General features: G+C 72.5%; 32 protein-coding genes and 2 pseudogenes. 20 read left to right on the top strand and 14 right to left on the bottom strand.

Annotated elements, in window-relative coordinates; translation table 11 throughout:
- The first annotated feature begins 2 nt into the window (after positions 1-2).
- From H0S67_RS26035 to H0S67_RS20195, 5 genes and pseudogenes are all read left to right on the top strand, one after another.
- Entirely contained in the window at positions 3-233 is a 231-nt protein-coding gene (locus tag H0S67_RS26035) for a hypothetical protein (protein ID WP_246354916.1), read from the top strand.
- Positions 197-553 carry an acyl-CoA dehydrogenase family protein gene (locus H0S67_RS26030; RefSeq protein ID WP_343050517.1) on the top strand — a complete coding sequence of 119 codons (357 nt, stop codon included), beginning with the start codon at positions 197-199 and terminating at the stop codon, positions 551-553. Before H0S67_RS26035 ends, H0S67_RS26030 begins: the two co-directional genes overlap by 37 nt.
- Positions 532-936, top strand: a pseudogene (locus tag H0S67_RS26025) (acyl-CoA dehydrogenase); the annotation flags it as partial. The gene H0S67_RS26030 and the pseudogene H0S67_RS26025, both read left to right, overlap by 22 nt.
- A 91-nt stretch (positions 937-1,027) precedes the next feature.
- On the top strand, positions 1,028-1,255 hold the full coding sequence (locus H0S67_RS26020; RefSeq protein ID WP_246354915.1) for a hypothetical protein: 228 nt from the start codon (positions 1,028-1,030) through the stop codon (positions 1,253-1,255).
- A 153-nt stretch (positions 1,256-1,408) separates the two neighbouring features.
- Complete coding sequence (locus H0S67_RS20195) at positions 1,409-2,104, top strand: VC0807 family protein (RefSeq protein WP_180934489.1); 696 nt, start codon at positions 1,409-1,411, stop codon at positions 2,102-2,104.
- Between the two features lie 43 nt (positions 2,105-2,147).
- On the opposite strand, the gene H0S67_RS23930 is transcribed toward H0S67_RS20195, so the two are convergent.
- Entirely contained in the window at positions 2,148-2,441 is a 294-nt protein-coding gene (locus H0S67_RS23930) for a hypothetical protein (protein WP_219635363.1), read from the bottom strand.
- 264 nt (positions 2,442-2,705) lie between these two features.
- Entirely contained in the window at positions 2,706-2,897 is a 192-nt protein-coding gene (locus tag H0S67_RS23925) for a hypothetical protein (protein ID WP_219635362.1), read from the bottom strand.
- Between the two features lie 182 nt (positions 2,898-3,079).
- On the opposite strand from H0S67_RS23925, the pseudogene H0S67_RS26015 reads away from it, so the two are divergent.
- From H0S67_RS26015 to H0S67_RS20160, 7 genes and pseudogenes are all read left to right on the top strand, one after another.
- Positions 3,080-3,409: pseudogene (locus H0S67_RS26015) on the top strand (glycosyltransferase); the annotation flags it as partial.
- A gap of 79 nt (positions 3,410-3,488) precedes the next feature.
- Entirely contained in the window at positions 3,489-4,022 is a 534-nt protein-coding gene (locus H0S67_RS26010) for a glycosyltransferase family protein (protein WP_246355451.1), read from the top strand.
- Entirely contained in the window at positions 4,019-4,882 is an 864-nt protein-coding gene (folP, locus tag H0S67_RS20180) for a dihydropteroate synthase (RefSeq protein ID WP_180934488.1), read from the top strand. The genes H0S67_RS26010 and folP overlap by 4 nt, the downstream gene beginning before the upstream one ends.
- 181 nt (positions 4,883-5,063) lie before the next feature.
- Positions 5,064-5,444 carry a class III extradiol ring-cleavage dioxygenase family protein gene (locus H0S67_RS20175; protein WP_246354914.1) on the top strand — a complete coding sequence of 127 codons (381 nt, stop codon included), beginning with the start codon at positions 5,064-5,066 and terminating at the stop codon, positions 5,442-5,444.
- A 10-nt stretch (positions 5,445-5,454) separates the two neighbouring features.
- Positions 5,455-6,132: a dihydrofolate reductase family protein gene (locus H0S67_RS20170; RefSeq protein WP_180934487.1), complete on the top strand. Its 678-nt coding sequence runs from the start codon at positions 5,455-5,457 to the stop codon at positions 6,130-6,132.
- Positions 6,133-6,343: 211 nt separating this feature from the next.
- A complete protein-coding gene (locus H0S67_RS20165; RefSeq protein ID WP_246354913.1) occupies positions 6,344-7,753 on the top strand; it encodes a cytochrome ubiquinol oxidase subunit I in 1,410 nt (469 codons plus the stop codon).
- Entirely contained in the window at positions 7,750-8,787 is a 1,038-nt protein-coding gene (locus H0S67_RS20160; protein WP_180934486.1) for a cytochrome d ubiquinol oxidase subunit II, read from the top strand. Before H0S67_RS20165 ends, H0S67_RS20160 begins: the two co-directional genes overlap by 4 nt.
- Before the next feature lie 8 nt (positions 8,788-8,795).
- Here the strand turns inward: H0S67_RS20160 and H0S67_RS20155 are convergent, their stop codons facing one another.
- Together H0S67_RS20155 and H0S67_RS26005 are read right to left on the bottom strand one after the other, a co-directional pair.
- Positions 8,796-10,322 (bottom strand): sensor histidine kinase, encoded by a 1,527-nt coding sequence (locus H0S67_RS20155; RefSeq protein ID WP_246355416.1) that lies wholly within the window; start codon positions 10,320-10,322, stop codon positions 8,796-8,798.
- Between the two features lie 146 nt (positions 10,323-10,468).
- On the bottom strand, positions 10,469-10,987 hold the full coding sequence (locus H0S67_RS26005; RefSeq protein WP_246354912.1) for a PAS domain-containing protein: 519 nt from the start codon (positions 10,985-10,987) through the stop codon (positions 10,469-10,471).
- Positions 10,988-11,297: 310 nt separating this feature from the next.
- Here H0S67_RS26005 and H0S67_RS20150 point away from each other — a divergent pair, with 310 nt between their 5' ends.
- Positions 11,298-11,999 carry a GAF and ANTAR domain-containing protein gene (locus H0S67_RS20150; protein WP_180934484.1) on the top strand — a complete coding sequence of 234 codons (702 nt, stop codon included), beginning with the start codon at positions 11,298-11,300 and terminating at the stop codon, positions 11,997-11,999.
- Between the two features lie 109 nt (positions 12,000-12,108).
- The gene (locus tag H0S67_RS20145) at positions 12,109-12,600 is read left to right on the top strand and encodes a DUF7144 family membrane protein (protein ID WP_219635361.1); all 492 of its coding nucleotides are present in this window, start codon (positions 12,109-12,111) and stop codon (positions 12,598-12,600) included.
- Positions 12,601-12,694: 94 nt separating this feature from the next.
- Here H0S67_RS20145 and H0S67_RS20140 read toward each other — a convergent pair whose 3' ends face one another.
- From H0S67_RS20140 to H0S67_RS20120, 5 genes are all read right to left on the bottom strand, one after another.
- Complete coding sequence (locus tag H0S67_RS20140) at positions 12,695-12,946, bottom strand: hypothetical protein (RefSeq protein ID WP_180934483.1); 252 nt, start codon at positions 12,944-12,946, stop codon at positions 12,695-12,697.
- On the bottom strand, positions 12,946-13,176 hold the full coding sequence (locus H0S67_RS20135; protein WP_180934482.1) for a hypothetical protein: 231 nt from the start codon (positions 13,174-13,176) through the stop codon (positions 12,946-12,948). Before H0S67_RS20135 ends, H0S67_RS20140 begins: the two co-directional genes overlap by 1 nt.
- A 102-nt stretch (positions 13,177-13,278) precedes the next feature.
- The gene (locus H0S67_RS20130) at positions 13,279-13,818 is read right to left on the bottom strand and encodes a helix-turn-helix transcriptional regulator (protein ID WP_180934481.1); all 540 of its coding nucleotides are present in this window, start codon (positions 13,816-13,818) and stop codon (positions 13,279-13,281) included.
- A 38-nt stretch (positions 13,819-13,856) separates the two neighbouring features.
- Positions 13,857-14,477 carry a hypothetical protein gene (locus H0S67_RS20125; protein WP_180934480.1) on the bottom strand — a complete coding sequence of 207 codons (621 nt, stop codon included), beginning with the start codon at positions 14,475-14,477 and terminating at the stop codon, positions 13,857-13,859.
- A complete protein-coding gene (locus tag H0S67_RS20120; protein ID WP_180934479.1) occupies positions 14,474-15,976 on the bottom strand; it encodes a winged helix-turn-helix domain-containing protein in 1,503 nt (500 codons plus the stop codon). Before H0S67_RS20120 ends, H0S67_RS20125 begins: the two co-directional genes overlap by 4 nt.
- Positions 15,977-16,263: 287 nt before the next feature.
- Between H0S67_RS20120 and H0S67_RS20115 the strand changes: the two genes are divergently transcribed.
- Together H0S67_RS20115 and H0S67_RS26970 are read left to right on the top strand one after the other, a co-directional pair.
- On the top strand, positions 16,264-17,436 hold the full coding sequence (locus H0S67_RS20115; protein ID WP_180934478.1) for a hypothetical protein: 1,173 nt from the start codon (positions 16,264-16,266) through the stop codon (positions 17,434-17,436).
- A gap of 20 nt (positions 17,437-17,456) precedes the next feature.
- Positions 17,457-17,588 (top strand): hypothetical protein, encoded by a 132-nt coding sequence (locus H0S67_RS26970; RefSeq protein ID WP_281368901.1) that lies wholly within the window; start codon positions 17,457-17,459, stop codon positions 17,586-17,588.
- Here the strand turns inward: H0S67_RS26970 and H0S67_RS26965 are convergent.
- Genes H0S67_RS26965 through H0S67_RS20100 form a run of 3 tightly spaced genes read right to left on the bottom strand, consistent with a single transcriptional unit; the run spans position 17,579 to position 19,147 of the window.
- Positions 17,579-18,094, bottom strand: a complete 516-nt coding sequence (locus H0S67_RS26965; RefSeq protein ID WP_219635360.1) for an RDD family protein — start codon at positions 18,092-18,094, stop codon at positions 17,579-17,581. The two genes, H0S67_RS26970 and H0S67_RS26965, sit on opposite strands and share 10 nt — an antisense overlap.
- Positions 18,094-18,762, bottom strand: a complete 669-nt coding sequence (locus H0S67_RS20105; protein ID WP_180934477.1) for a hypothetical protein — start codon at positions 18,760-18,762, stop codon at positions 18,094-18,096. Before H0S67_RS20105 ends, H0S67_RS26965 begins: the two co-directional genes overlap by 1 nt.
- Before the next feature lie 7 nt (positions 18,763-18,769).
- Positions 18,770-19,147 (bottom strand): SHOCT domain-containing protein, encoded by a 378-nt coding sequence (locus H0S67_RS20100; protein ID WP_180934476.1) that lies wholly within the window; start codon positions 19,145-19,147, stop codon positions 18,770-18,772.
- 197 nt (positions 19,148-19,344) lie between these two features.
- Between H0S67_RS20100 and H0S67_RS20095 the strand changes: the two genes are divergently transcribed.
- Positions 19,345-19,551, top strand: coding sequence for a hypothetical protein (locus H0S67_RS20095; RefSeq protein WP_180934475.1), 207 nt, complete (start codon positions 19,345-19,347; stop codon positions 19,549-19,551).
- A gap of 18 nt (positions 19,552-19,569) precedes the next feature.
- Here H0S67_RS20095 and H0S67_RS20090 read toward each other — a convergent pair whose 3' ends face one another.
- A complete protein-coding gene (locus H0S67_RS20090) occupies positions 19,570-20,076 on the bottom strand; it encodes a PH domain-containing protein (protein WP_180934474.1) in 507 nt (168 codons plus the stop codon).
- Positions 20,077-20,139: 63 nt separating this feature from the next.
- On the bottom strand, positions 20,140-21,729 hold the full coding sequence (locus tag H0S67_RS20085; protein WP_180934473.1) for a fatty acyl-CoA synthetase: 1,590 nt from the start codon (positions 21,727-21,729) through the stop codon (positions 20,140-20,142).
- A 138-nt stretch (positions 21,730-21,867) separates the two neighbouring features.
- On the opposite strand from H0S67_RS20085, the gene H0S67_RS20080 reads away from it, so the two are divergent.
- Genes H0S67_RS20080 through H0S67_RS20070 form a run of 3 tightly spaced genes read left to right on the top strand, consistent with a single transcriptional unit; the run spans position 21,868 to position 23,484 of the window.
- A complete protein-coding gene (locus H0S67_RS20080) occupies positions 21,868-22,512 on the top strand; it encodes a hypothetical protein (RefSeq protein WP_180934472.1) in 645 nt (214 codons plus the stop codon).
- Positions 22,513-22,528: 16 nt separating this feature from the next.
- Positions 22,529-23,185 (top strand): hypothetical protein, encoded by a 657-nt coding sequence (locus H0S67_RS20075; RefSeq protein ID WP_180934471.1) that lies wholly within the window; start codon positions 22,529-22,531, stop codon positions 23,183-23,185.
- Positions 23,164-23,484 (top strand): hypothetical protein, encoded by a 321-nt coding sequence (locus H0S67_RS20070; RefSeq protein ID WP_180934470.1) that lies wholly within the window; start codon positions 23,164-23,166, stop codon positions 23,482-23,484. The genes H0S67_RS20075 and H0S67_RS20070 overlap by 22 nt, the downstream gene beginning before the upstream one ends.
- The last annotated feature ends 30 nt before the right edge of the window (positions 23,485-23,514 follow it).

Genomic DNA, 23,514 nt, shown 5'->3' with positions numbered 1-23,514 from the left:
GCATGGACATCTACCCCGCCTTCCCCGCCCCGTCGGACCGGGCCGTCGAGCTGCACGCCCGGCTGTCGGAGTTCCTGCAGACGCACGTCTTTCCCGCGGAGGCGGCGTACCACTCCTTCCGCGCCGAGCGCGGCCACGACGACCACACCGTCCCGCCCGTGGTCGAGGAGCTGAAGGTGAAGGCCCGCGAGCGGGGCTGTGGAACCTCTTCCTGCCCAGCGAGTCGGGCCTGACCCAGCTGGAGTACGCCACCCTCGCCGAGCTCACCGGCTGGAGCAACGAGCTCGCCCCGGAGGCCCTCAACTGCCAGGCACCCGACACCGGCAACATGGAGCTGCTGCACCTGTTCGGCACCGACGAGCAGAAGGAGCGCTGGCTGCGGCCGCTGCTCGACGGGGAGATCCGCTCCGGCTTCGCGATGACCGAGCCCGCGGTGGCGAGCTCGGACGCCACCAACATCGAGAGCTCGATCGTGGCGACGGGGACGAGTGGGTCCTCAACGGGCGCAAGTGGTTCACCTCCGGCGCCTCCGACCCGCGCTGCAGGGTCCTGATCTTCATGGGCAAGACCGACCCCGAGGCCGCCCGGCACCGCCAGCAGTCGATGGTGATCGTGCCGATCGACACCCCCGGGGTGCGGGTCGAGCGCTCGGTCACGGTCTTCGGCCACCAGCACCAGCCCGGCCACGCGGTCACCGTCTTCGAGGACGTGCGGGTGCCGGTCACCAACCTGCTCGGTGAGGAGGGCGGCGGGTTTCGCCTGCGCCCAGGCCCGGCTCGGGCCCGGCCGGATCCACCACGTGATGCGAGCCCTCGGGGCCGGCGAGCGGGCGTGGCGATGATGGTCGCGCGCGCCAAGGAGCGGGTCGCCTTCGGCAAGCCGCTGGCCGAGCAGGGCGCGCTGCGCGAGCGGATCGCCGAGTCGCGGATCGAGCTCCAGCAGGCCCGCGGGCTGTGCCACCAGGCGGCGTACGTCATCGACGGCGCACGGCAACAAGGAGGCGCGCCACCTCGTCGCCGCGGCCAAGGTGGCGGTGCCGCGGATCGTCACCGGGGTCATCGACCGGGCCATCCAGGTGCACGGCGGGATGGGCGTCACCGACGACACCCCGCTGGCCGACATGTGGGGGCTGGCACCGCGCGATGCGAATCTTCGACGGACCCGACGAGGTGCACCTCGCCTCGCTGGCCCGCGCCGAGCTGGACCGGGAGCCGCCGTTCCGGCTGTGAGGGACGGGAGTCGCGGCGACGGATGACCGAGGTCCCGACCGTTCGGGGCCATCGCCGATTCGTTGGGAGTAGGGCCCTCCCCGTACAATGGGACTACCGAGAAGGTCTCACACGAGGGGCGATCGCCCCGCCGTTTCCGGTGCACCGTCGACCCCGGCCCCCGCCGGAGACAGGCCACGATGACCCTCGGCTCTGCCACGCTCGCCCCCGCGACCCTGCCCACAGACGGCGACGCCACGGAAGGGCACCAGCCCCCGTCGCTGCGCTCGATCTTCACCCGGCTCGCAGGGAGCCTGCTGGTGGCCGTCATCATCCCGGGCGTGGTCTTCTACGCGGCCATCGTGAACTGGGGCCTCGACGTGGCCGTCGTGCTGGCCCTGGCCTGGACGTACGCCGCCACCGTGTGGCGCTGGGCCACGCGCCGCCCCATGTCCGGCCTGCTCGCGCTCACCGTCTCGGTGATGACGGCCAAGACCGTGTTCACGCTGATGACGGGCAACTCGTTCGTCTACTTCTTCCAGCCGGTGGTCACCGACACCCTGGTCGGCGCGCTGTTCCTGGGCTCGCTGGTGACGGCGCGTCCGGTCGTGTCCCGGCTGGCCTCCGACTTCTACCCGATGACCCACGACCTCGCGTCCCGCCCCCGGATCAGGCGGCTGTTCCGTCAGCTGACCCTGATGTGGGCATTCGTCATCCTCGCCAAGGGCTTCGTGACCCTGTGGCTGCTCCTGTCGCAGTCGATGGTCAGCTTCGTGCTGCTGAAGAACCTGGCGATGCTCTCGCTGACCGTCGGCGGAGTCGCCGTCACCATCGCCGCCGCCTTCGTCGTCGCCCGCAAGGAGGGCATGCTCGTCGTCAGCCCGGCCTCGGCCTGACGCGGCCGCGGCCGCGGCCCGAGTCCGCGGCCGCCCCGGTGGATCAGGGCAGGGCGACGTACGACGACAGGAACGACCGCGCCGACGCCGTGTCGAGGCGGTAGTCGACGTTGGTCGACCGGCAGATCGCGTCGCCGGTGATCGTGGTGGCGGCGACGATGCCGGTGCTGCCCAGGAAGTTCGGGCCGCCGGAGTCGCCGTAGCAGGTGCCGCCGTTGCCGGTCGCGGGGTTCATCGAGATGCGCAGCCACGCGGGGTTGATCGAGTTCAGGGTCCCGGTCGCGACCATCCGGACGTCGTCGTAGAGGTACTGGTGCCCGCCGGGCTGGTTGGTCACCTCGTGCGCGCCGTACCCGACCGAGGTGAACCTCTGGTCGCCGGAGAGCCCGGACAGCGAGCCGGCCTTCGGCAGGGTCGCAGGGTGATGCCCTTGACCGCCTTGTCGAGGACCACCACGGCGATGTCGTGCGGGTCGCTCTGCGTCTGGTTGTAGGCGGGTCGCCGTGGAAGGTGCCGGCGTACGTCGTGTCGCCGTCCTGGTAGGCCGGGTCGAAGGTGACCCGCACCCGGTCGCCCCCACCCTCGGCGCAGTGGGCGGCGGTCAGGAACACGTCGGGCTGATCAGGGTGCCCGAGCAGTAGAGCCAGGTGCCGTCGGAGTAGGCGTGGTCGGCGACCAGCCCACCGACGTTGGGGTGGGCGTTGCCGTCGTCCGAGCCGTTGGTGATGGCCTGGGCGGGGGCGGCGAGGGCCAGGGCCGCGAGTGCGGCCAGACCGATGACGAGACGTCGCATCGAGACTCCTCCGTGTGTGGGCTCGTGGCCCGTGGTCCGGCGACGGCCGGGTCGGCGTCGCCCGGTCATGCTGCCACCGTCGGGTGGTTTTGGGGAGGGGTCCGCCGCGCCGGACCGGACCAGGGCAACGCCCGGACGGCACGCGCTGAAGGCGCCGAACCCGGCCCCGATACGCTCGGCACATGGACGTGGGGGCTCCGATGAGCTGGTTCGAGGCCAACACCCAACACTGGGACGACTGGTCGCTCGACGACCTGCTCGCCGCCAAGGGGGCCACGACGGTGAGCCTCGTCGTGCCCGCCCGCAACGAGGCCGCCACCGTCGGCGACGTCGTCACCCGCGTCCGCGAGGCGCTGGTCGACACCGTCAAGCTCCTCGACGAGATCGTGGTCATCGACTCCGACTCGACCGACGACACGTACGCCGTCGCGACCGACGCGGGCGCGGTCGTGCACCGGTCCGCCGAGATCCGCCCCGACCTCGGCTCGGTGTCGGGCAAGGGCGAGGCGATGTGGAAGTCGCTCTTCGTCACCACCGGCGACGTCCTGGTCTTCATGGACGCCGACCTCGTCGACTGGGACACCCACTTTCGTGCCCGGCCTGCTCGGCCCGCTGCTGACCCGCCCCGACGTTGCGCTGGTCAAGGGGTTCTACGAGCGGCCGATGGTGCAGGGCGACGACGTGGCCCGCTTCGAGGGCGGCCGGGTGACCGAGCTGGTCGCCCGCCCGCTGATCGCGCTCGACTTCCCCGAGCTGTCCGGGCTGGTGCAGCCGCTGGCGGGGGAGTGGGCGGTGCGGCGCTCGCTCTTCGAGCGCCTGCACGTGCCGACCGGGTACGCCGTCGAGCTCGCCGCGCTGGTCGACACCGTCGGACTCGTCGGTCTCGACGCGATCGCGCAGGTCGACCTGGGTCGGCGTGCCCACCGGCACCAGGCGCTGCGCGACCTCGGCGCGATGGCGACCCAGATCGTGGCCGCGGCCCAGCTGCGGCGTGGCGCGCGCGACCCCCTCGACCACCGCGACGTCGTGCTGCGCCAGTACCACCCCGTCGGCGATGGCATCGAGCCCGTGGACCGCGTCGTACCCGTGGGGGAGCGCCCACCCGCCTCGGGGTTCGCCGAATGACCCTCAAGCTGGGCCGGCACGAGTTCGCCGACGACGCCACCCTGATGATGGCGATCGTCAACCGGACCCCCGACTCCTTCTACGACAAGGGCGCCACCTGGGCCGAGGACAAGGCCTTCGAGCGCGTCGCCACGGTCGTCGAGCAGGGCGCCGAGATCGTCGACATCGGCGGCATCAAGGCCGCCCCCGGCGTGGAGATCGACGCGGCCGAGGAGAAGGCCCGGGTGGTCGACTTCGTCGCCCGCGTCCGCGACGCCCATCCCCACCTCGTCATCTCGGTCGACACCTGGCGCGCCGAGGTCGGCCGCGCGGCCTGCGAGGCCGGGGCCGACGTGCTCAACGACGCCTGGGGCGGCGCCGACCCCGAGCTCGTCGACGTCGCCGCGGCCCACGGCGCCGCGATCATCTGCACCCACACCGGGGGCGTGACGCCGCGGACCCGCCCCTACCGGATCGAGTACGACGACGTGGTCGCCGCCGCGATCGCCGACACCGTCGCGTACGCCGAGCGCGCCGTCGCCGCGGGCGTCGACCCGCGCAGCGCGGTGATCGACCCCGCCCACGACTTCGGCAAGAACACCTTCCACTCCCTCGAGCTGACCCGCCGGCTCGGCGAGATGGTCGACACCGGCTGGCCGGTGCTGGTGTCGCTGTCCAACAAGGACTTCGTCGGCGAGACCCTCGACCTGCCCGTCGGCGAGCGGCTCACCGGCACCCTCGCCGCCACCGCGGTCTGCGCCCTCGCCGGCGCCCGGATCTACCGGGTGCACGAGGTCGTCGAGACCCGGCAGGTCGTCGACATGGTCAACACCATCGCCGGCCGCCGGCTGCCGGCGCGAGCGATCCGGGGGTTGCAGTGAGCGAAGAGCCTTCGGTAGTCCGTGACGTTCCTGCTGTGGGAAACGCGCTGTCCACAGCAGAAACGTCACGGACTACCCCACAGGTCGTGCTGGTGCCGGGGGTGCTGGCCCTGCTGCCGGAGTACGCCGGGCTGAGCGACCCCGTCGCCGAGCTGCGAGCCGCGTGCGAGAAGGCGGTGGGGTGGCTGGAGGGGCCGGTCGAGATCGTGGCCGACGCCCAGGGCCGCCGGTCGCCGAGCACCTGCTGGCCGCCGTCGGGTCGCCCGCCCTCGGGCAGCGGGACGGCGGCGAGCCGGCGTCGTACCTCGTGGTCGGCAACGGCTCGGCCAAGCGGACCGAGAAGGCGCCCGGGCACCTCGACCAGCGGGCGGCCGGCTTCGACGCCGAGCTCGGCCGGAGCCTGCGCGAGGGCCGCTCGGAGTCGCTGCGCGCGATCGACCTCGGGCTGGCCGACGAGCTCTGGGCGACGGCCGGGCCGCTGGTCGAGCTGGGCGGCCTGCCCGACCTGGGCGCGGGGAGACGCTCTACGACGACGACCCGTTCGGGGTGCAGTACTGGGTGATGAGGTGGACATGCGGGTCCTGATGGGTGCTGCGCACGACGGCCTAGTGGGCGACGACGACCTGGCGGAGCTCTACGCCCCGCCGGCCACGCCGTGGCTGCGCGTCAACATGGTCAGCACCGTCGACGGGTCCGCCACCGGCGACTCGGGGCGCAGCGGCTCGATCAACAACGCCGCGGACAAGAAGGTCTTCGACACGCTGCGCCGGATCGCCGACGTCATCGTCGTGGGCGCAGGTACGGCGCGGACCGAGGGCTACGGGCCGGTCAGCACGCCGATCGTCCTGGTCAGCCGGCACGCCGAGGTGCCCGAGAAGCTGCGCGGCGCCGAACCCGGCCTGGTGCTGATGGCGACCTGCGCGCAGGCCGACCACCTCGACGAGGCCCGCGCGCTCCTCGGCGACGACCAGGTGCTCGTGCTCGGCTCCCACCGGGTCGACCTCGCGGCCCTGCGCACCACGCTGGTCGACCGCGGCTGGGGCAACATCCTCTGCGAGGGCGGCCCCCACCTGCTGCGCGACCTGGTCGCCCAGGGGGTCGCCGACGAGCTGACCTGCACGCTCGTCCCGCGGCTGGTCGCGGGCACGCACCCGCGGATCACCGACGGCCCGCCGATCGACGTACCGCTGACCCTGCACACCCTCCTCGAGGAGGACGGCACCCTGCTCGGCCGCTGGCTGCTCGCCTGACCTCCCCGGCCCGGGATCGCGGGGGTTGTCGGCCAGAACTGGTGCTTGTCGGCCGCTGCAATGGCCGACAAGCACAGGAGTCACCGGCCAGCCGGGGACTCCTGCAACAAAATCACCCACCACGAGACCCCTCGTGAAAAGATTCACAAAGTCTGGATGATCACGCCCGGGCCCCTCGGGCGGGCACCGGACGCGACGTACCGTCGAGGCCGTGCTCCCCTCCACCGCACCCCTGACCACCCTCGTCACCCTGCTCGCCACCGACGTCCCCGCGGGGTTGATGCCGGCCCGGGAGCAGATGGCGGTCTCGCTGGGCTGGCACATCATCCTGGCCTGCTTCGGGGTCGCCTTCCCGACGATGATCTTCGTCGTCCACCGCCGGGGCATCGTCAAGGACGACCCGGTCGCGCTCGGCCTCGCCCAGCGCTGGGCCAAGGTCTCGGCGGTCCTCTTCGCGATCGGCGCGGTGTCCGGCACGGTGCTCAGCTTCGAGATGGGCCTGCTGTGGCCGGGGCTGATGGGCCGCTTCGGTGACGTGCTCGGGCTGCCGTTCGCGTTCGAGGGGATGTCGTTCTTCGTCGAGGCGATCTTCCTCGGCATCTACCTCTACGGCTGGGGCCGGATGCCACCGCGCCAGCACCTGCTCACCCTGCTGCCCATGGCCGCCGCCGGCGTCTTCGGCACCTTCTGCGTCATCTCGGTCAACGCCTGGATGAACAACCCCACCGGCTTCCGCATCGTCGACGGCCGCGTCACCGACGTGCACCCCTGGCGCGCGATGTTCAACGACGGCGTGTGGCTGCAGTTCGCGCACATGTGGGTGGGCGCCTTCATGCTGGTGGGCTTCGTCGTCTCCGGCGTGTACGCCGCGGGCCTGCTGCGCGGGCGTCGCGACGAGCACCACCGGCTCGGCTTCGCGGTGCCCTTCACGTTCGCCACCGTCGCCGCGCTGGCCCAGCCGCTGATCGGGCACGTGCTCGGCCTCCGCGTCGCCACCACCCAGCCCGCCAAGCTGGCGGCGTTCGAGCTCGCGCAGCACACCGACAGCCCCTCGCCGCTGAGGCTCGGCGGGCTGCTCATCGACGGGCACGTCCGCGGCTCCATCGACATCCCGCTGCTGGGCTCGATCATCGCGCGCAACTCGTTCACCACGCCCGTGCAGGGCATGGACACCATCCCCGTCGCCAACCGGCCGCCGGTCAACATCACGCACATCGCGTTCCAGTCGATGGTCGGCATCGGCACCCTGCTCGCGCTGGCGGTGCTGGTGTTCTGGCTCGCCCGCTGGCGCGGCCGGGACCTGACGCAGCAGCGCTGGTTCCTGCGGTTCTGCGTGGTGGCCGGCCCGCTCGCGATCATCGCCCTCGAGATGGGCTGGATCGCCACCGAGGTCGGCCGCCAGCCGTGGACGGTCTACGGCGTGCTGCGCACCGTCGACGCGGCCGGCGACAACGGCGGGCTCTGGTGGACCTTCAGCGCCGTGCTGCTGGTCTACGCCGGCATGACCGCCGGCGCCTACGTCGTGCTCCGCTCGATGGCGCGACGCTGGCGCGCCGGCGAGGAGGACCTGCCGAGCCCCTACGGCCCCGAGGCGGCGCTGCCCGAGGGAGCCGGGCGATGAGCCTGGCCGTGGCGGTGGCGGCCGCGATGTTCGTCGCCGTGCTCGCCTACGCGCTCTTCGGCGGGGCCGACTTCGGGTCCGGCTACTTCGACCTGACCGCCGGCGGCAGCGCCCGCGGCGCCGAGCTGCGCACGCTGATCGACCACAGCATCGGGCCGGTGTGGGAGGCCAACCACGTCTGGCTGATCTTCGTGCTCGTCACCTGGTGGACCGCCTTCCCCGTCTCCTTCGCCGCGACGATGAGCACGCTGTTCGTGCCCCTCGTGCTCGCCCTGCTCGGGATCGTGCTCCGCGGCGCCAGCTTCGCCTTCCGCAAGTACGCCGCCACGCTCGGCCAGGCGCAGCTCTTCGGGGTCGTCTTCGCCGCCTCCTCGCTGATCACGCCGTTCTTCCTCGGCACCGTCGCGGGCGCCATCGCCTCGGGGCGGGTGCCGGCGTCCGGCAGCGGCGACCTGTGGAGCTCGTGGCTCAACCCCACCTCCGTCTTCGGGGGCGTCATCGCGGTCGGCACCTGCGCCTTCCTGGCGGGTGTCTTCCTCGTCTCCGACGCGGACCGCAACGGGCACGCGGCGCTGGCCACCCAGCTCCGGCTGCGCACCCTGGTCGTGGGAGTGGCGACCGGCCTGGTCGTCTTCGCCGCGCTGGTCCCGCTCGAGCACGACGCACCGACCCTGAGCGCAGGGCTCACCGGCAAGGCGGCGCCGCTGATCGTGCTGTCCGGCCTGACAGGCGCGGCCACCCTGTGGCTGCTGGTGGTCCGCCGGTTCTCGGTGGCCCGGCTGACCGCGCTGGTCGCCGTGGCGAGCGTGGTCTGCGGCTGGGGAGTCGGCCAGTACCCGTGGCTGCTCGTCGACCAGGTCACCATCGTCGACGCCGCCGGCGCCACCAGCACCCTGGTCGCCCTCCTCGTCGCGGTCGGGCTCGCGGCCGTGGTGGTGCTGCCGGCGCTGGCCTACCTCTACTGGCTGACGCAGTCAGAGCGCTGGACCGAACACCCGGACGAGCACCCGACCGCGCAGACGACGCGGCACTGAGCCCGGGCCTACGGCCTCTCGATCCGGGCGACCCAGTGCAGGTGGGTGCCGCCCTTGGCCGGCTGGGTGACCTCCATGGAGCCGTGGTGGTCCCTCGCCCGGCGCTCGAGGTTGGCCAGCCCGCTGGAGCGGGTCGGCTCCCCGATGCCCCGGCCGTCGTCGATCGCGTCCAGGGTCACCGTGTCGCCGGACAGTTGCACCAGCAGCCGCACGCTGGTCGCCCCGGAGTGCCGCGCGGCGTTGGACAGGGCCTCGCGCGCCACCGCGACCACGTGGTCGGCCAGCTCGTCGGGGACGGCCTGGTCGAGTGGGCCGGAGAACTCGGCGTGAGCGGTGAAACCGAGGGCCGGGCGTGCGTCCTCGACCACCGAGAGCAACCGCTCCTTCAGGCTGCCCCCGCCGTACGGCGCGCGGTTGAGGCGGAAGATCGTGGTCCGGATCCGGCGGATGGTGGCGTCGATCGCGTCGACGAACTCCACCAGCTTCGCCTGGTTGTCGGGGTCGTGGGTCCGGTGGACCATGCCCTGCATGGCCATCCCGGTGGCGAACAGCTCCTGGATGACGTGGTCGTGCAGGTCGGCCGCGATCCGCTGGTGCTCGCGCAGCACGGCCAGGGCCGCCTGGTCGGCACGGGACTGGTTCAGCTCGAGCGCGACACCGGCGTGGCCGACGTACGCCTCGAGCTGCTCGACGTCGGTGCGGTCGAAGGGCCGTCGCCCCTGCAGCCGGGCGAGCACGATCGCGCCGACGACCAGCTGCCCGCGCATCAGCGGGACGGCGATCATCGAGGTGATCGGCGGGTCCGTGATCTCGTCGATGTCCTCACGCCGGCCGTAGTTCTCCACCAGCAACGGGGCGCCCTGCTCCAGCACCGGCCGGAGGATGCTCCGGGCGATCGGGACGTGCCGTCCCGCCAGCACCTCCGCGAGCTCGCCCTCCACGAGCTCCGCGACGACGTCGTCCTCGTCGAGGTCGGCGAACGAGGCGAGGTCCGCCTCGGCGCCCACCATCGCGCCCTGCAGGACGACGCCCATGGGGCGGTCGTGGTCGCCCGCGAACAGCGACTGGGTGGCGTCGGTCGTGACCGACTGCCAGCGGCGCCGACGCTCGGAGTCCTCGTAGAGCTTGGCGTTCTCGATGGCGACCGCGGCGGTCCGGGCCAGGCTGGTGATCAGCTGCTCGTCCTCGTCGCTGAACTCGCCCCGGCCGCTCTCGACCAGGTAGAAGTAGCCGAAGGCCGCCCCCCGCACCCGGATCGGGACGGCGAGAAGGCTGCTCACCTCGGTCTGGCTGCCGGCGAAGCCGAGCGAGGACGGCGCTATGGCGACCTCGCGCAGCCTCACGGGCCCGGGCTCCTCGATCAGGAGTCCGAGGATGCCGGCATCGGCGGGCGGTGGGCTGAGGGGCTCCACAGGCGCGGGCGGGCTGCCGGCCCGGACGAAGCGGTCGACCACGCAGTCCTCGCCCAGCACGCCCAGCGCGGCGTACCGGGCTCCGACCAGGTCCCTCCCGGCGTGGACGACCCGGCGCAGCACGACCTCCAGCTTCAGGTCGGCGGTGACCAGCGCGTTGGCGCGGAGCAGCTCGCGCAGGCGCCCCTGCGCCTGGAGCACGTCGGTCGCGCGCTCGGTGAGCTGGACGATGCTCTCCTCCAGCTCGAGCCGGGGCACGTCGGGGAAGGTCAGCAGCTCACGAGAGCTGGCGACAGTGGTGCCCTCCCGGGCCTGGCGGGCCGGCGTGGCCGGCGTGGCCGGCTGGGCGGCCGCCCAGGGCAGGACGTCGCGCGACCGGGCGGCGCCGAGGTCCACCCGCTCGGAGAAGCTGACGACGCCCCGTCGCAGGTTCCGTCGGGGGCCTGCCGCGAGGCCACCTCCATGTCGAACCAGCCCGACGTCCCGGGCGCCGCGCACGGCGTGAGCAGCGTGGCGGGGGCCTGCAGGTCGCCACGCAGCGCCTTGCGCACCATCGAGGCGGCGTGCCTGGCGACGGGGTCGTCACCGGCGGCCGTGCAGACCTCGAGGTAGTTCGCGCCGGGCCCGCACCCGGTGAGGTCGCCGGCGTTGTCCCGGCAGAACGCCTGCCAGGCCTCGTTGACGGCGACCACGACTCCGTCGCGGTCGAGCACTGCTGTGCTCCGAGAGCGGCCGGTGTCGGGATGGGGACCGGACGTGAGGTGCCGCTGCGCGCTGTCGGTCACCATCGGCGCCGCTCTCGTTGCCGAGGGTCGCGGCGTTCGATGGATCCGTGCGTCGTACGCTGACCGACCATCCCCGAGCTCCCTCCAGGCAAGGCTGCCGCACCGGGTCCGAGGTGGGCGAGACCTCCGGGGTCCGGGGAGGTGATGCTGTCACTGTAGCCCGGGCGTCTACCCCTGAGAAGGCAAAAAGAACCGTCTCACCTGCTGGAAGAGGCGGCGGTGGCGTAGCGTCGGGACGTCGGCGCATCCGCACCACGCCTGGAGGACAACTGGGCTGCGCCGGCGGGCTTGGGGAGCCACAGGGGACAGAGGCATGTATGACCACTCGCTCTTGCTGCGCACGGTCTCGGAGCTCAGCGGCCGCCTGCTGACGCCGCACGACGTCGACGCCGTGCCCGAGCACGTGGTGGCTCGCCTCGTCGAGGTCTTCGACCTGGCCGGTGCCGGCATGGCCCTCGCCGAGGCCGGCGACCTGAAGTCCACCGCGGGCTGCCCGGACGTGGTCGACGCCCTCGAGCAGATCCAGGTTGCCGAGCAGACCGGTCCGTGCGTGCAGGCGTTCCGCACCGGCGAGGTGCTGGCGATCCCCGACCTCGAGGAGTACGCCGACCGGTGGCCGTCGTACTGCGAGGCGGCCCGGGTGCGCGGGCTCGGCTCCGCCGTCGGGATCCCGTTGCGGCTGATGGACCAGTCGGTCGGCGCGGTCGGTCTCTACGGGTCGGGGCGGCGCTCCTGGCCCCCGGAGGACCTCGAGGCGGCGGTCGTCCTGGCCGACCTGGTCACCGCCTGCCTGGTCAACGCGTCCAAGGTGCGGCAGCAGGAGCAGCTGACCGAGCAGCTGCAGGGTGCGCTGGAGTCCCGAACCGTCATCGAGCAGGCGAAGGGGGTCGTCGCGGCCACCCACGAGGTCTCGATCGACGAGGCCTTCGAGCTGATCCGCCGGCACGCCCGCAGCCACCGGGCCACCGTCCGTGCGGTGTCGGACGCGATCGTCTCCATGGGTCTCGAGGTCTGAGCTCCGCGGGGCCGGACGACGGTTCACCCGCTGCGGGTGAGGTGGTCGTCGGCGCTGCGACCGACGCTGGAAGTGGCAAAGTGCCGACCGAGAGAGTCAGGAGCTCGTGATGTCCCACACCACACCGGACGCCGCCGCCTCGCAGCAGTCAGCTGCCAAGGGCGAGCAGGTGCCCGCAGGGGCAACGTCCCGCCGCAGGGACGTCCCCGAGCCGACCGGGTGGGTCGGATGGATCATCTTCGCCGCGACCATGATGCTCATGCTGGGCACCTTCCACGCGATCGCCGGGTTGGTCGCGTTGTTCGACGACGGCTACTACCTCGTCAGCAAGAACAACTTGGTGGTGCACGTCGACTACACGGCCTGGGGCTGGACCTACCTGATCGGCGGCATCATCATGGTCGCCGCTGGCGCGGCCCTCTTCGCCGGGCAGATGTGGGCGCGCATCGTCGGCGTCCTCGTCGCGCTGGTCAGCTCCGTCGTCAACCTGGCGTTCTTCTCCGCCTACCCGTGGTGGTCCGCCATCATGATCACGATCGATGTGTTCGTGATCTGGGCGCTGACGGTGCACGGCGCCGAGATGAAGGCCGAGCGGGAGTAGGCCACCCGCGAGAAGCCACCGAGGCTCGGGCCCGGTCCTCGACCGGCCCGAGCCTCTCCATGCCCGATCGTGCCGTGCCCGATCGGGCCCCGATCTAGTCCAGGACCGTGATGCTCGCGACCCGGACTCCGTGAGAACGCAGCACGGAGACCAGGTCGGCGAGCTCACGGTCCTTGGCGAGCCTGGCCCGCAGCACCGTCTGCTCCTGCGTCGCCGTGGCACGCACCGGCAGCAGCGCGGCCCTCAGCACCGGCCCGAGCTCGCCGCGCACGACGACCTCGTAGTTGACCGCGCGGGCGTGCCGGTTGCGCCGCTGCCCGGTCCGGGGAGTGTGCGGGGCGCCCATCAGTCGTCCTCGTCCTCGTCGGTCTCCAGCACCCGCCGGATCTCCAGCACGTCCAGACCCTGGGCCCGTAGGCGCCGCAGGAACGCCGACAGGGCCGCCTGGTCCGCGAACCTCCCCGAGAGGACCGTCGTGACGTCGTGACCGACCGTCTCGACCTCGCCGAGGTCCTCGAGGACCTCGGACTCGTCGAGGAGTCCGGTGACGCGGACCTCGTAGGTGTGATCGGTCATCTGCTCGCTCGGGGAGGTCTCGTGCGTGGATGGGGGTGCCTCTCCAGCACATCGCACCTCCTGTGCTCGGGCCTCACCCGGCAGGGATGAACGGCGTCCGGATCAGTTGAGCGGGCGGTCGAAGAGCCCCAGCTCGCGGGCCCGCCGTATGGCGCTGTTGCGGCGGTTCACCCCGAGCTTGCGCAGGATGCTGCGCACGTGGGTCCGGACGGTGTTGACCGACACGAACATCTTCTCGGCGATCTCCTCGGTGGTGAGCAGCTCCTCGAGATGGTCGAGCACCTCGTGCTCCTTGGCAGTCAGCGGCTCGAACACCAGCTGGCTCACGTCGGTGGGGTCCTCGTGGCGCTCCGCGCGGCCCGCCGCGGAGGCAGGCGGCCGAGCCGGCGCCCCAGTCGGCGCCCCAGTCGGCGCCCGGGTCGGCATGGGCCGCGCCGGATCGGCGTTCGTCAGCCACCGGTGCCGGTCCAGCAGGTGCGGGTTCCCCGCCAGCAGCCGGAGCACCGACGGCGAGGCCTCGCGGAAGGGCCGACGCGCCTCCTCGCGGGCCGCGAGCTGGAGCGCCTGCTCGACGAGGGGGGCGGCCTGGCGGGGAGACTGCCGGCGCGACTGGTGAACGCCCTCGACCAGCAACCGGGTCACCTCGTCCGGGAGCGGACGCTCGGTGGAGCGGGCCAGGGTCAGGGAGCGCTCGAGGGCGACGGGACGGCCCTGCTCGGCGTACGCCGCGGCGCGACGACCTGTCCGGACGCGGCGTCCTCGGCCGAGATGTCCTCCAGCGCGCGCAGCGCATGGTCGGGCAGTCCGAGGGTGACGGCGAGGCCGGCTGCCTGGAGGCGCAGCCAGCCGGCGAGCCAGGGGTCCCTGAGGTCGGCACGGTCGCAGACCGACTCGAGATGAGCCAGGGCGGGTCGGCCCTCGCCGGACGCGGCCTCGACGTGTGCCGACACCCCGGCCGTGACGGTCCTCGAGACCGGGTCGACGACCAGGGCCCGGCAGGACCGGGCCGAGGTCAGGTACTGCCGGGCGGCGGTCAGGTCGTCGCGCTCCAGCGAGACCAGGGCCAGGGCGGTGGCAGCGGCCGGGTTGCGCAACCGGGCCGGGACCTTGCCGTCGTCGGCGAGCGCCACTGCCTCGGTGGCCTGCTGCCAGGCCTGGGTCAGCCGGCCGTCGAGCGCATCGGTGAGGGCCAGGTAGCCGAGCACGGCAGCGCGGAAGCGGACGGGCATCCCGGGCAGCTCACCGACCCGGGCGAATCCGGCGTGGGCCTGAGGCAGGTCTCCGCGGCGGAGCGCGATCATGGCTCCGGCGACCTCGAGCAGGCCCTCGAGTGTGGGCCCGGCCAGCCCGGCCGCCCGGCTGCGGGCCGCGGCCAGGCTCGGGAGGTTCGCTCCACGAGGGCGGCGGCGCTGTCGAGGTCGTCGACGGCGCACGCACGCAACGAGTCGACCACGGCGAAGGACAGCCCCCTCGGTGCGTCGTCGTCAGCGGCCGTCGCCGGCTCCGCGGCCGAACGGGCGCGGTCGAGCTCCTCGGCGCAGGTGAGTGGGTCCGAGGCCGCCAGCGCGAGGGCGGCGCGGACGATGCAGGCGGTGGCGTCGCCGAGGTCGGCGGGGATGTGGCGCGCCATCTCGAGGAGACGCTCGTCCTGGCCGAGCACCAGGCGGGGGACGAGCAGGTCGTCGACGAGCTGCCTCGCGACGTCCGACCACAACCCGCCCGTGGCCAGCTGCGCCACCGAGCGGAACGACATGTCCCGACCGCGCAGCCACGCGGCCGCGCGGCGGTGGAGCTCGGCGGCCGTGGCGGGATCCTCGAAGGCCAGCTGCGCACGGAGCAGGTCCCGGAAGAAGGGCGGGTAGCGGTAGTAGCCGGGACGGTCCGGCACCGGCTCGAGGAACATGTTGGACCTGGCCAGCTCGGCGAGGGCGCGCGGGGCGTCCGGTCCGGCGAGCTCCTCGGCCAGCCCCGGCCGGAGGAGGTCGGGCACGCAGGTCCGCAGCAGCAGGTCCCGAGTCTCGGGCTCCTGCACCTGCAGGACCTCCGCGAGGAGGTACTCGTTGATGTCGGCGGCCTGGGCGACCACCGCGGCCACGGAGTCGACCGCGTGCTCGTGGCGGGTCAGGGCGCGGGCGGCGAAGCGCAGCCCGGCGGCCCAGCCGCCGAGGCGGGAGTCGAGGTCGTGGACGAGACCCGCCGGCAGCCGTACGTCGCAGCGCTGCAACAGGTCGGCCGCCTCGACGTCGGTGAAGCGCAGGTCGGCGGCCCGGACCTCGGCGAGGCTGTCGTCGAGCCGGAAGCGGTAGAGCGGCAGCACCGGGTCGACCCGGGCCGCGAAGACCAGGCGGAGACGTCCGTCGGTGTGGTCGAGCAGGAACGTGACCTCGGCGGCCAGCTCGGTCGAGCGGAGCTCGTAGCCGTCGATCACCAGGGTCCACCGCCGCCCCGACGCGGCGACAGCGGCGGCCAGCTCCTCGAGGCGGGACCGCCCCAGGAGCAGGTCCGGGGACGGCTGCGCCGCGGCGTACGGAATGGGCAGGCCGAGGGCCGCGAGGCAGGCCAGGAGCGGCTGCCACAGCCTGGTGTCCTCGTCCTCGAAGGTGACCCAGCCGAGCTCGTCGTCGCGGGGGGCGCCCTCGTGCAGCCACTCGGCGAGCAGGGACGTCTTGCCCGACCCGGCCGGGCCGCTGACCAGCACCAGCCGGGCCGAGGCGGCACCGTCCAGGGCTGCGACGAGCCGGGGCCGTGGGACGTGCGACGCCGAGGTGGCCGGGACCCCGGATCGGGCGGCGTAGGTCACGCGGTCAGCGAGATCGGTGCCTGCCGGGGCAGGCTGTGATGGCTTTGAGCTCACGGTCACCCTGCTTCGTCCTTGAACGGGATTCCCCTTTTCGACGCTAGGAGAGGGGCCCGGCCGCTGGTCAGGGAACGAAGGCAGGACCCCTCGGGACCAATGGCCGGGGCGGGACCGGCCCGCATGGGGGACACGCCGCCGGGGCCATCTCATCCGCCCCGTGTGAGGCGTCCGGGCGTCCACGCGTTGGACAGTGGCGCTGCCTGCGCTGTCCACGGTGAGGGAGGACCACGGTGAGCGAGACCCAGGAGGTCGACGCCCTACGGGCCCGGATCGCCGAGCTGGAGTCACAGCTCGCAGCCGCCGGCCCCCCGCCGCCCGCCGAAGTGGAGGAGCACCGCCACGTGCGCGGGCTCAGCGTCGTCTCCGGGATCCTGGTCGTCCTCGCCGTCGTGCTGGCCCCGCTGTCGGTGACGTCGGTGTGGGCCAACCGCGTCATCTCCAACACCGACCAGTACGTCAAGACCGTCGAGCCGCTCGTCCACGACCCGGCCGTCCAGGCCGTGCTCACCGACGAGGTGACCACCGCCGTCCTCGACAACATCGACGTGCAGGGCGTCACCAAGGAGGCGCTGACCGCCCTGGCCAAGCAGCGTGGCGTCTCGGCGGACGTCTCGGCGGTGATCCCCGGGCTCGAGGCCGCGCTGGTGAACGGGGTCAACGGCTTCGTGCACGACCAGGTCGCGAAGTTCATCGCCTCCGACCAGTTCGCGCAGGTGTGGGACCAGGTCAACCGGGCCGCCCACGCCCAGATGGTCAGGCTGCTGTCGGGCGAGCAGGGCGGCGCGGTCACGGCCCAGGGCGACACGGTCACCCTCAACCTCGGGCCGATCATCGCGCAGGTCAAGGCCGCGCTGGTCAACCAGGGCTTCTCGCTCGCCGACAAGATCCCGACGGTGAACAAGACGTTCGTGCTGGTGCAGTCGAGCTCGGTGACGCACGCGCAGGGCGCCTACAAGCTGCTCGAGAAGCTGGGCGTCTGGCTCCCCATCATCGCGCTCGCCCTGCTCATCGGCGGGGTGGCGCTGGCGCGTGACCGGCGGCGGGCGCTCCTGCTCGGCGGGCTCGGCCTGGCCGCGGCCATGATCCTCCTCGGTGGGGCCCTGGCGGTGGCGCGGACGTGGTACGTCAACGAGACGCCCGGGAACGTGCTGACCCCGGATGCGGCCGGCAGCGTCTTCGACACGCTGGTGCGGTTCCTGCGCAGCTCGCTGCGGGCCGTCGGCGTCCTCGGCCTCGTGCTGGCCTTCGCGGCGTTCATCAGCGGGCCCTCCACGGCCGCGGTGGCACCCGCCGCGGCTTCACGCAGGGCATCGGCTCGCTGCGCGGCTCCGCCGAGGCGGCCGGCTGGCAGACCGGCCGGGTCGGCACCTGGACCTACACCCACCGGCGGGCCCTGCGGCTGACCGCGGCGGTCCTCGGGGGCGTGGTGCTGATGTTCTGGAACCAGCCCACCGCCGGCGTCGTCGTGGGCGTCGCGCTCGTGGTGCTGCTGGTGCTGGCCGTCATCGAGTTCGTCGGCCGGCCCACCCCACCCCGCTCCGCCACTCAGTCCTGAGCAGGAGACTCGGCGCCGCGCGGCTGCCAGTCGTAGACGACCCGGGTGCCGAGGACGATGTCCTGGAGCGACCGGTTGTCCCGGCTGACCAGCACCCACGCGATGCCGATCGGCACCACGACGACGAACACTGCGCGGATGGCGGCTCCGACGAGCCGAAGCGGCCTTCCACCGCGCCCGAGGACCCGCAGCCCCATGACGAGGTAGCCGTAGGTTCGGCCGCTCAGGGTCCAGGACACCGTCAGGTAGACGACGGCCACGCAGAACGCCCAGAACAGGCTGAAGACGACGCCGACCTGGGGGAACTGGAAGCCCCGCGGGTCGATCAGAAGAGCAGCCCGACAGGCCGAGGTAGCCGCCGAGCAGGACGCCGCCGATGACGACCGCGTCGACGGTGGCGGCGACCAGCCGCGTGACCAGCCCGGCGCGCTGTCCCTGGTAGGGACGCGCCTCGCGGGGGATCGGCGACACCCCGCCGCCCGTGCCCCCGGCCACCGAGGCCTCACTAGCTCGCGTCGCCGGAGGTGCGCGCGTGGCGCAGCAGCAGCCGGTCCATGGCCCGGCCGACCGCCTGGTCGGCGCCGATGCCCTGCATCCGCACGCCCTTGACGGTGTCGGAGGCCATCGAGCCGGTCGACTCCCGGATGATCTCCGGCAGGTCCACGCCGTCGATGATCTGCTCGGCGAGGGTGATCAGGTCGACCTGGGCGAGCACCGCGTCGACGACGGTGTGCAGGTCGACACGGCGCAGCACGATGGTGGTGAGGTCCATCCGGTCGAGCACGGCGTCGATGTCCAGCCGCTGCGCGACCGCGTCGAGGTCGAGCCGCTCGGCGACCGCGTCGACGTCGACCCGGCTCACCACCAGGCTCACGCTCTGCTCGTCCAGCTGGCCGATGGCCTCCCGGACGACGATCCCGAGGTCCACCCGGTCCAGCACCGTGGCGGTGAGGTCGAGGCGGTCGAGGACCGCCTCGATGTCCAGCCGGCGGACGATGGCGTCGAGGTCGACGCGGCGTACGACCTCGTTGACGAGCTCGGTCAGCAGCCCGTCGAGCAGCGGGGCCAGGGAGGCGACAGACGCGGCTGCCGGCCGCAGGACCGGTTCGAGGACCGATCGTGCGACCGACAGCGGGGACAGCCTGCGCATGAGGACGGTGGCCGTGGGGTTCACGTCGCCGTCAGGCGAGCGCCTTCTCCTTCAGCCTCTCGAACTCGGGCTGAGAGATCGCGCCGTCGTTGAGCATCTTCTGGGCTTGCGCGATCTGGTCGGCGGGACTGGCCTTGACCGCGACGTCGCGGATGTAGGCGTCCTGCTGCTCCTTCATGTTCGCAGCCGTCTGCATCTGGCGATCGGCCATGCCGCTGCCACGAGCGATGAGGTAGACCAGTGCGGTGATGAGCGGGAAGAAGATCAGGCAAACGATCCAGACCGCCTTCATGACTCCGGACTCCTCCCGGTCACGGAAGAGGTCGGCAATGATCGAGAACATCACCATGAGGTACGCCACGAAGGCGAATGAGATCACGATGAACCACACGACGTCCCAGAACGACATTGCAGCGTCCTTTCTCTGGTCTACGACTGCAATCGAAGTGTGCGCGCGAGCCTGAGAACGCACCTCATCCCGAGCGGACGATCCCTTGCGACCCCCACGTCACATCCTTCGTCACTCGGGTGGGGTGATGCGCGGCCCTCCCCGCGGGTGAAGCATGCAAGGAGATCGGGGTGGGCGGGACATGAAGGAGCGGGTCGATGCGGTACGAGGTGCACGTCGCGGGGATCGTCGCCCCCCAGGCCATGGGCGACGTCGAGGAGCTGGACGAGCCCGGCACGGTCGAGCACGAGGTCTGCACGGTGCTCTCGGGGAGGTTCGAGGACCAGGCCGCCCTGCACGGCTTCCTGCACCGGCTCTGGGCCCGGCGCCTCCAGGTGGTGCGCGTGCGTCGTACCGGTGACTGAGCGGCCCGGCTGGGCTGCTCAGGCGTCGTGGTCGCTGTGGCCGATCTGGCGGACCAGCTCGTTCATCCGCAGCGACACCTGGTGCACGTCCGGGATGTCCTTGAGGACCACGGTGCCCTCCTCGCTGGCGGCCGAGACGCGCAGCGTGCCGCAGCCGACGACGCGGTCGAGGAGGCCCTGGTCGAAGGCGACGTCGTTGATGCGGTTCAGCGGGATGTCTCGGCCGGAGCGCCGCAGGATCCCGGTCCGGGTCGCGAGCCGCTCGGTCGTCAGGGTGTAGGTGCGGTTCCACCACCCGAGGGCCGGCCACACGCCGAAGAGCAGCACGACGCCGGCGAACGCCACCCACCCCAGGGTGTCCACCCAGCCGAAGAACCCGCTCTCCGGCCCGATCGCCAGGACCACCACGAGCCCGACGAGGGCGGCCAGGCAGATCAGCATCGCACCGAGCAGGTGCTTCCAGTGCTCACGCATCTCCAGGACGATGCTCTCCCCGGCGGAGAGCTGGTCGGCAGGCAGGCCCATGCCGACATCGTCCTCGGGGCGCGCCGGCGCCCTCAGGGCCGGAAGTCCGCTGGTCGCGGGGCGTCAGTCGTCCCGGTCCTCCTGCGCGAGCGCGCCGTGCGCGTCGCGGAGCTCGCGCTTGAGGATCTTGCCGCTCGGGTTCTTGGGCAGGGACTCCGCGACCACGACGTACTTGGGTGCCTTGTAGTGGGCGAGCACGCTCCGGCTGTGCTCGAGGACCGCGTCGGAGGTGAGCGTGACGCCCTCCTTGGGGACGACGACGGCCGCGACCGCCTCCACCCAGCGCGGGTGGCTGATGCCGAAGACGGCGACCTCGGCGACGCCGTCGAGGCGGTAGATGGCCTCCTCCACCTCGCGGCTGGCGACGTTCTCCCCACCGGTCTTGATCATGTCCTTCTTGCGGTCCACGACGTAGAGACGCCCGCCCTCGTCGAGGTAGCCGAGGTCGCCGGAGTGGAACCAGCCCTCCCTGAACGACTCCGCCGTCTTGGCCTCGTCCCGGTAGTAGCCGAGCGTGGCGTGCGGTGAGCGGTGCACGATCTCGCCGACCGTGCCCGCGGGCACCGGCTGGTCGAGGTCGTCGACGATCCGGGTCTCGACGTTGAGGGCCGCCCGGCCCGCGGAGCCGGCGTACTCCAGCTGCTCGTCTGGTCCGAGGATCGTCGCCAGCGGGGCCATCTCGGTCTGGCCGTAGAAGTTCCACAGGTCGACGTCGGGCAGCCGGCGCTGGATCTCCTTGAGCACCTCGACAGGCATCGGGGAGGCGCCGTAGTAGCCCTTGCGCAGGCTGGAGAGGTCGGTGGAGTCGAAGTCGGGGCAGCGCAGCAGCCCGATCCACACCGTGGGTGGGGCGAAGAACTTGGTGACCCGGTGCTCCTGGATCGCCCGCAGGACCTGCTGCGGGTCCGGCCCGGGCAGGATGATGCTGGTCGCGCCGAGGTAGACGTCCGTGCCGAGGAAGCAGTCGAGCTGCGCGCAGTGGTAGAGCGGCAGCGTGTGGAGCTCCACGTCGTCGGCGGTCATGCTGCCGTCGAGGGCGCAGGAGACGTACTGCCACAGCAGCGACCGGCTCGACAGCAGGGCACCCTTGGGTCGCGACTCGGTGCCGGACGTGAACATCATCCGGACCGGGTCGTCATCGGCGACCGGCACCCGCGGAGGTTCCCCGTCGTGGTCGAACCACTCCTGCGCGTCGGTCCAGCCCGCGGGCAGCTCGCCCCGGCCGAGGCGTACGACGACGCGGGTCGCGACCGTGCCGCCCGCGGCGGCCAGCGCCTTCTCGGCCGTCGGCACCAGGGCGTCCTCCACGACGAAGGCGGTCGCGCCGCTGTGGTCGAGGATGAACGCGATCTCGTCGCCGTTCAGCATGAAGTTCACCGGCACCAGCACGACGCCGACCCGGGCAGCCGCGAAGTCGAGCACCGCGAACTGCCAGCAGTTGTGGCAGAGCAGCGCCAGGCGGTCGCCCTTGGCCAGGCCCGCGGCGGCGATCGCGGCCGCGGCCCGGTCGACGACGGCGTCGAGCTCGGCGAAGGTCAGCCGGGTGGCTCCGTCGACGATGGCGAGCTTGTCCGGCACGCGTCGCGCCGTACGCCGCGGCAGGTCGCCGAGCGACTGCTGCCGTGCCTGCTGGACGAGTGCCTCGACCGCCATGGGGCCTCCTTCGTCGATGTGCTGCTGGTCACCGTAACCGGCACCGGTCGGCGGCCGGTCCGCTCGTGGGCGGGACCCGGTCTGAATCGTTGTGCGCAACCGGTCCCGCGGAGGTGGGCGAAGCCCTACCGTGAGCGCATGCGGATGGACTGGATCCCGGCGTCGGCGGCGGCCTTCGTGACCGGAGCCATGGCGCTGACCTTCGGGTCGCTCCTGCTGCCCGCCAGCTCCTCCACCGCGGGCACGCTGCAGGTCGTCAGGAACGAGGACGGCCGCTGGCTCGCCGCCGCGGTCATCTTCTTCATCGCCTCCGTCGCCCTGACGCTGGGCCTGCCGGCGGCGATGAGCCTCTTCGACCGGCGCGGGCGGACTCTCGGCATGGTGAGCGCGGTCGTGCTGGCGGTCGGCTTCCTCGGCACCGCCGGCTACTCGATGCTGATCGTGTTCTTCCGGGCGATCGCGCTCGAGACGTCCCTCAAGCCGGCCGAGCTCGACAAGGCCGTGCACGACGCGGGGCTGACGATCTTCCTCTACGGGTGGATCGCGGGCTTCTACCTCGGCGAGCTGCTGCTGGCCATCGCCCTGCTCCGGGCCGGCACCACCCAGCGGTGGGTGCCCCTGGTGCTCATCGCCCACGTCGCGACGCTGGCCTTCAGCTCGTTCCTGCCGCACGAGCTGTCGTCGGTGCTGGTGCTCCTGGTCGCCGTGGGCTTCGCCGGCGTGGCGATCGAGGCGGTCGGCCGGGACAACGAGCGGCGCAAGGCCTCGCCGGTCACGCTCTGACCCCTAGGGTGTCGCCGTGAACGGGGAGCAGGCACGCCAGGCCCAGGACGAGCTCGAGGCGGCCCAGGAGGCGGTGGCGGAGCACCAGCGGCTCACCGGGCGGATCGCCCGGGCGCAGGCCGAGGTCGACGACGCGAGCAGGAGCCTGGCGCAGGCCCGCTCGGAGCTGGGTCGGGAGAGCGCGGACGTGGCGCGGCTGGAGTCCTTCAGCCCGACCCGGATCTGGGCGGGGCTCCGGGGCAGCCGCGACGCCGACCTGGCCCGCGAGCAGGCCGAGGAGCAGGCCGCGGCGTACGCCGTCGCGCGGGCCGACGCACGTCTGGTGCAGGCGCGGGCGGAGCTCGACGCGGCGTCCACGGCCCGGGCTGCCCTCGGTGACGTGGCCGGCCGCCGGGTGCGTGCGCTGGCCGCGAAGGAGGCCGCCCTGACGGGGGACGGTGGCGCGGCCGGAGCCGAGCTCACCTCGATCGCCGCCGAGCTGGGCACGCTCCGCTCGCAGCTGCACGAGGTCGGCGAGGCGCTGGCGGCCGCCGAGACGGCCGCGGCCCGGCTGGCCGACGCCGACGTGATGCTGGGCAAGGCGCGCGGCTGGTCGACGTACGACACCTTCTTCGAAGGCGGCCTGGTCGGCGACATGATGAAGTACGACCGATGGACCAGGCCTCGGCGCTGATGCGCGAGGCCGACCGGGCCATGCGGCGCCTGTCGACCGAGCTGGCCGACGTGGGCATGGCCGGGGTGGGCGGCATCGACGTCAGCACGATGGCCCAGGCCTTCGACGTGTGGTTCGACAACATCTTCAGCGACTGGTCGGTCCGCAACCGGATCACCGAGGCGTCGCGGCGCACCGACGACGCGGCGGCCGCCGTGCACCGGGTGCGGACCGGGCTGACGGCGCGGCACCGGGAGCTCTCCGACGCGGTCGACCGGCTCGCCGCGCGCCGCGAGGACCTGCTGCTCGACCCCGCCTGAAATGCCGAGTCGGCGCTGGTTGACGCAGGT

This window comes from Nocardioides ungokensis, assembly GCF_013466985.1.
Classification (GTDB): Bacteria; Actinomycetota; Actinomycetes; order Propionibacteriales; family Nocardioidaceae; genus Nocardioides; species Nocardioides ungokensis.
The sequence above is the reverse complement of the archived record's forward strand: the minus strand, read 5'-3'. Positions and strand labels throughout refer to the sequence as shown.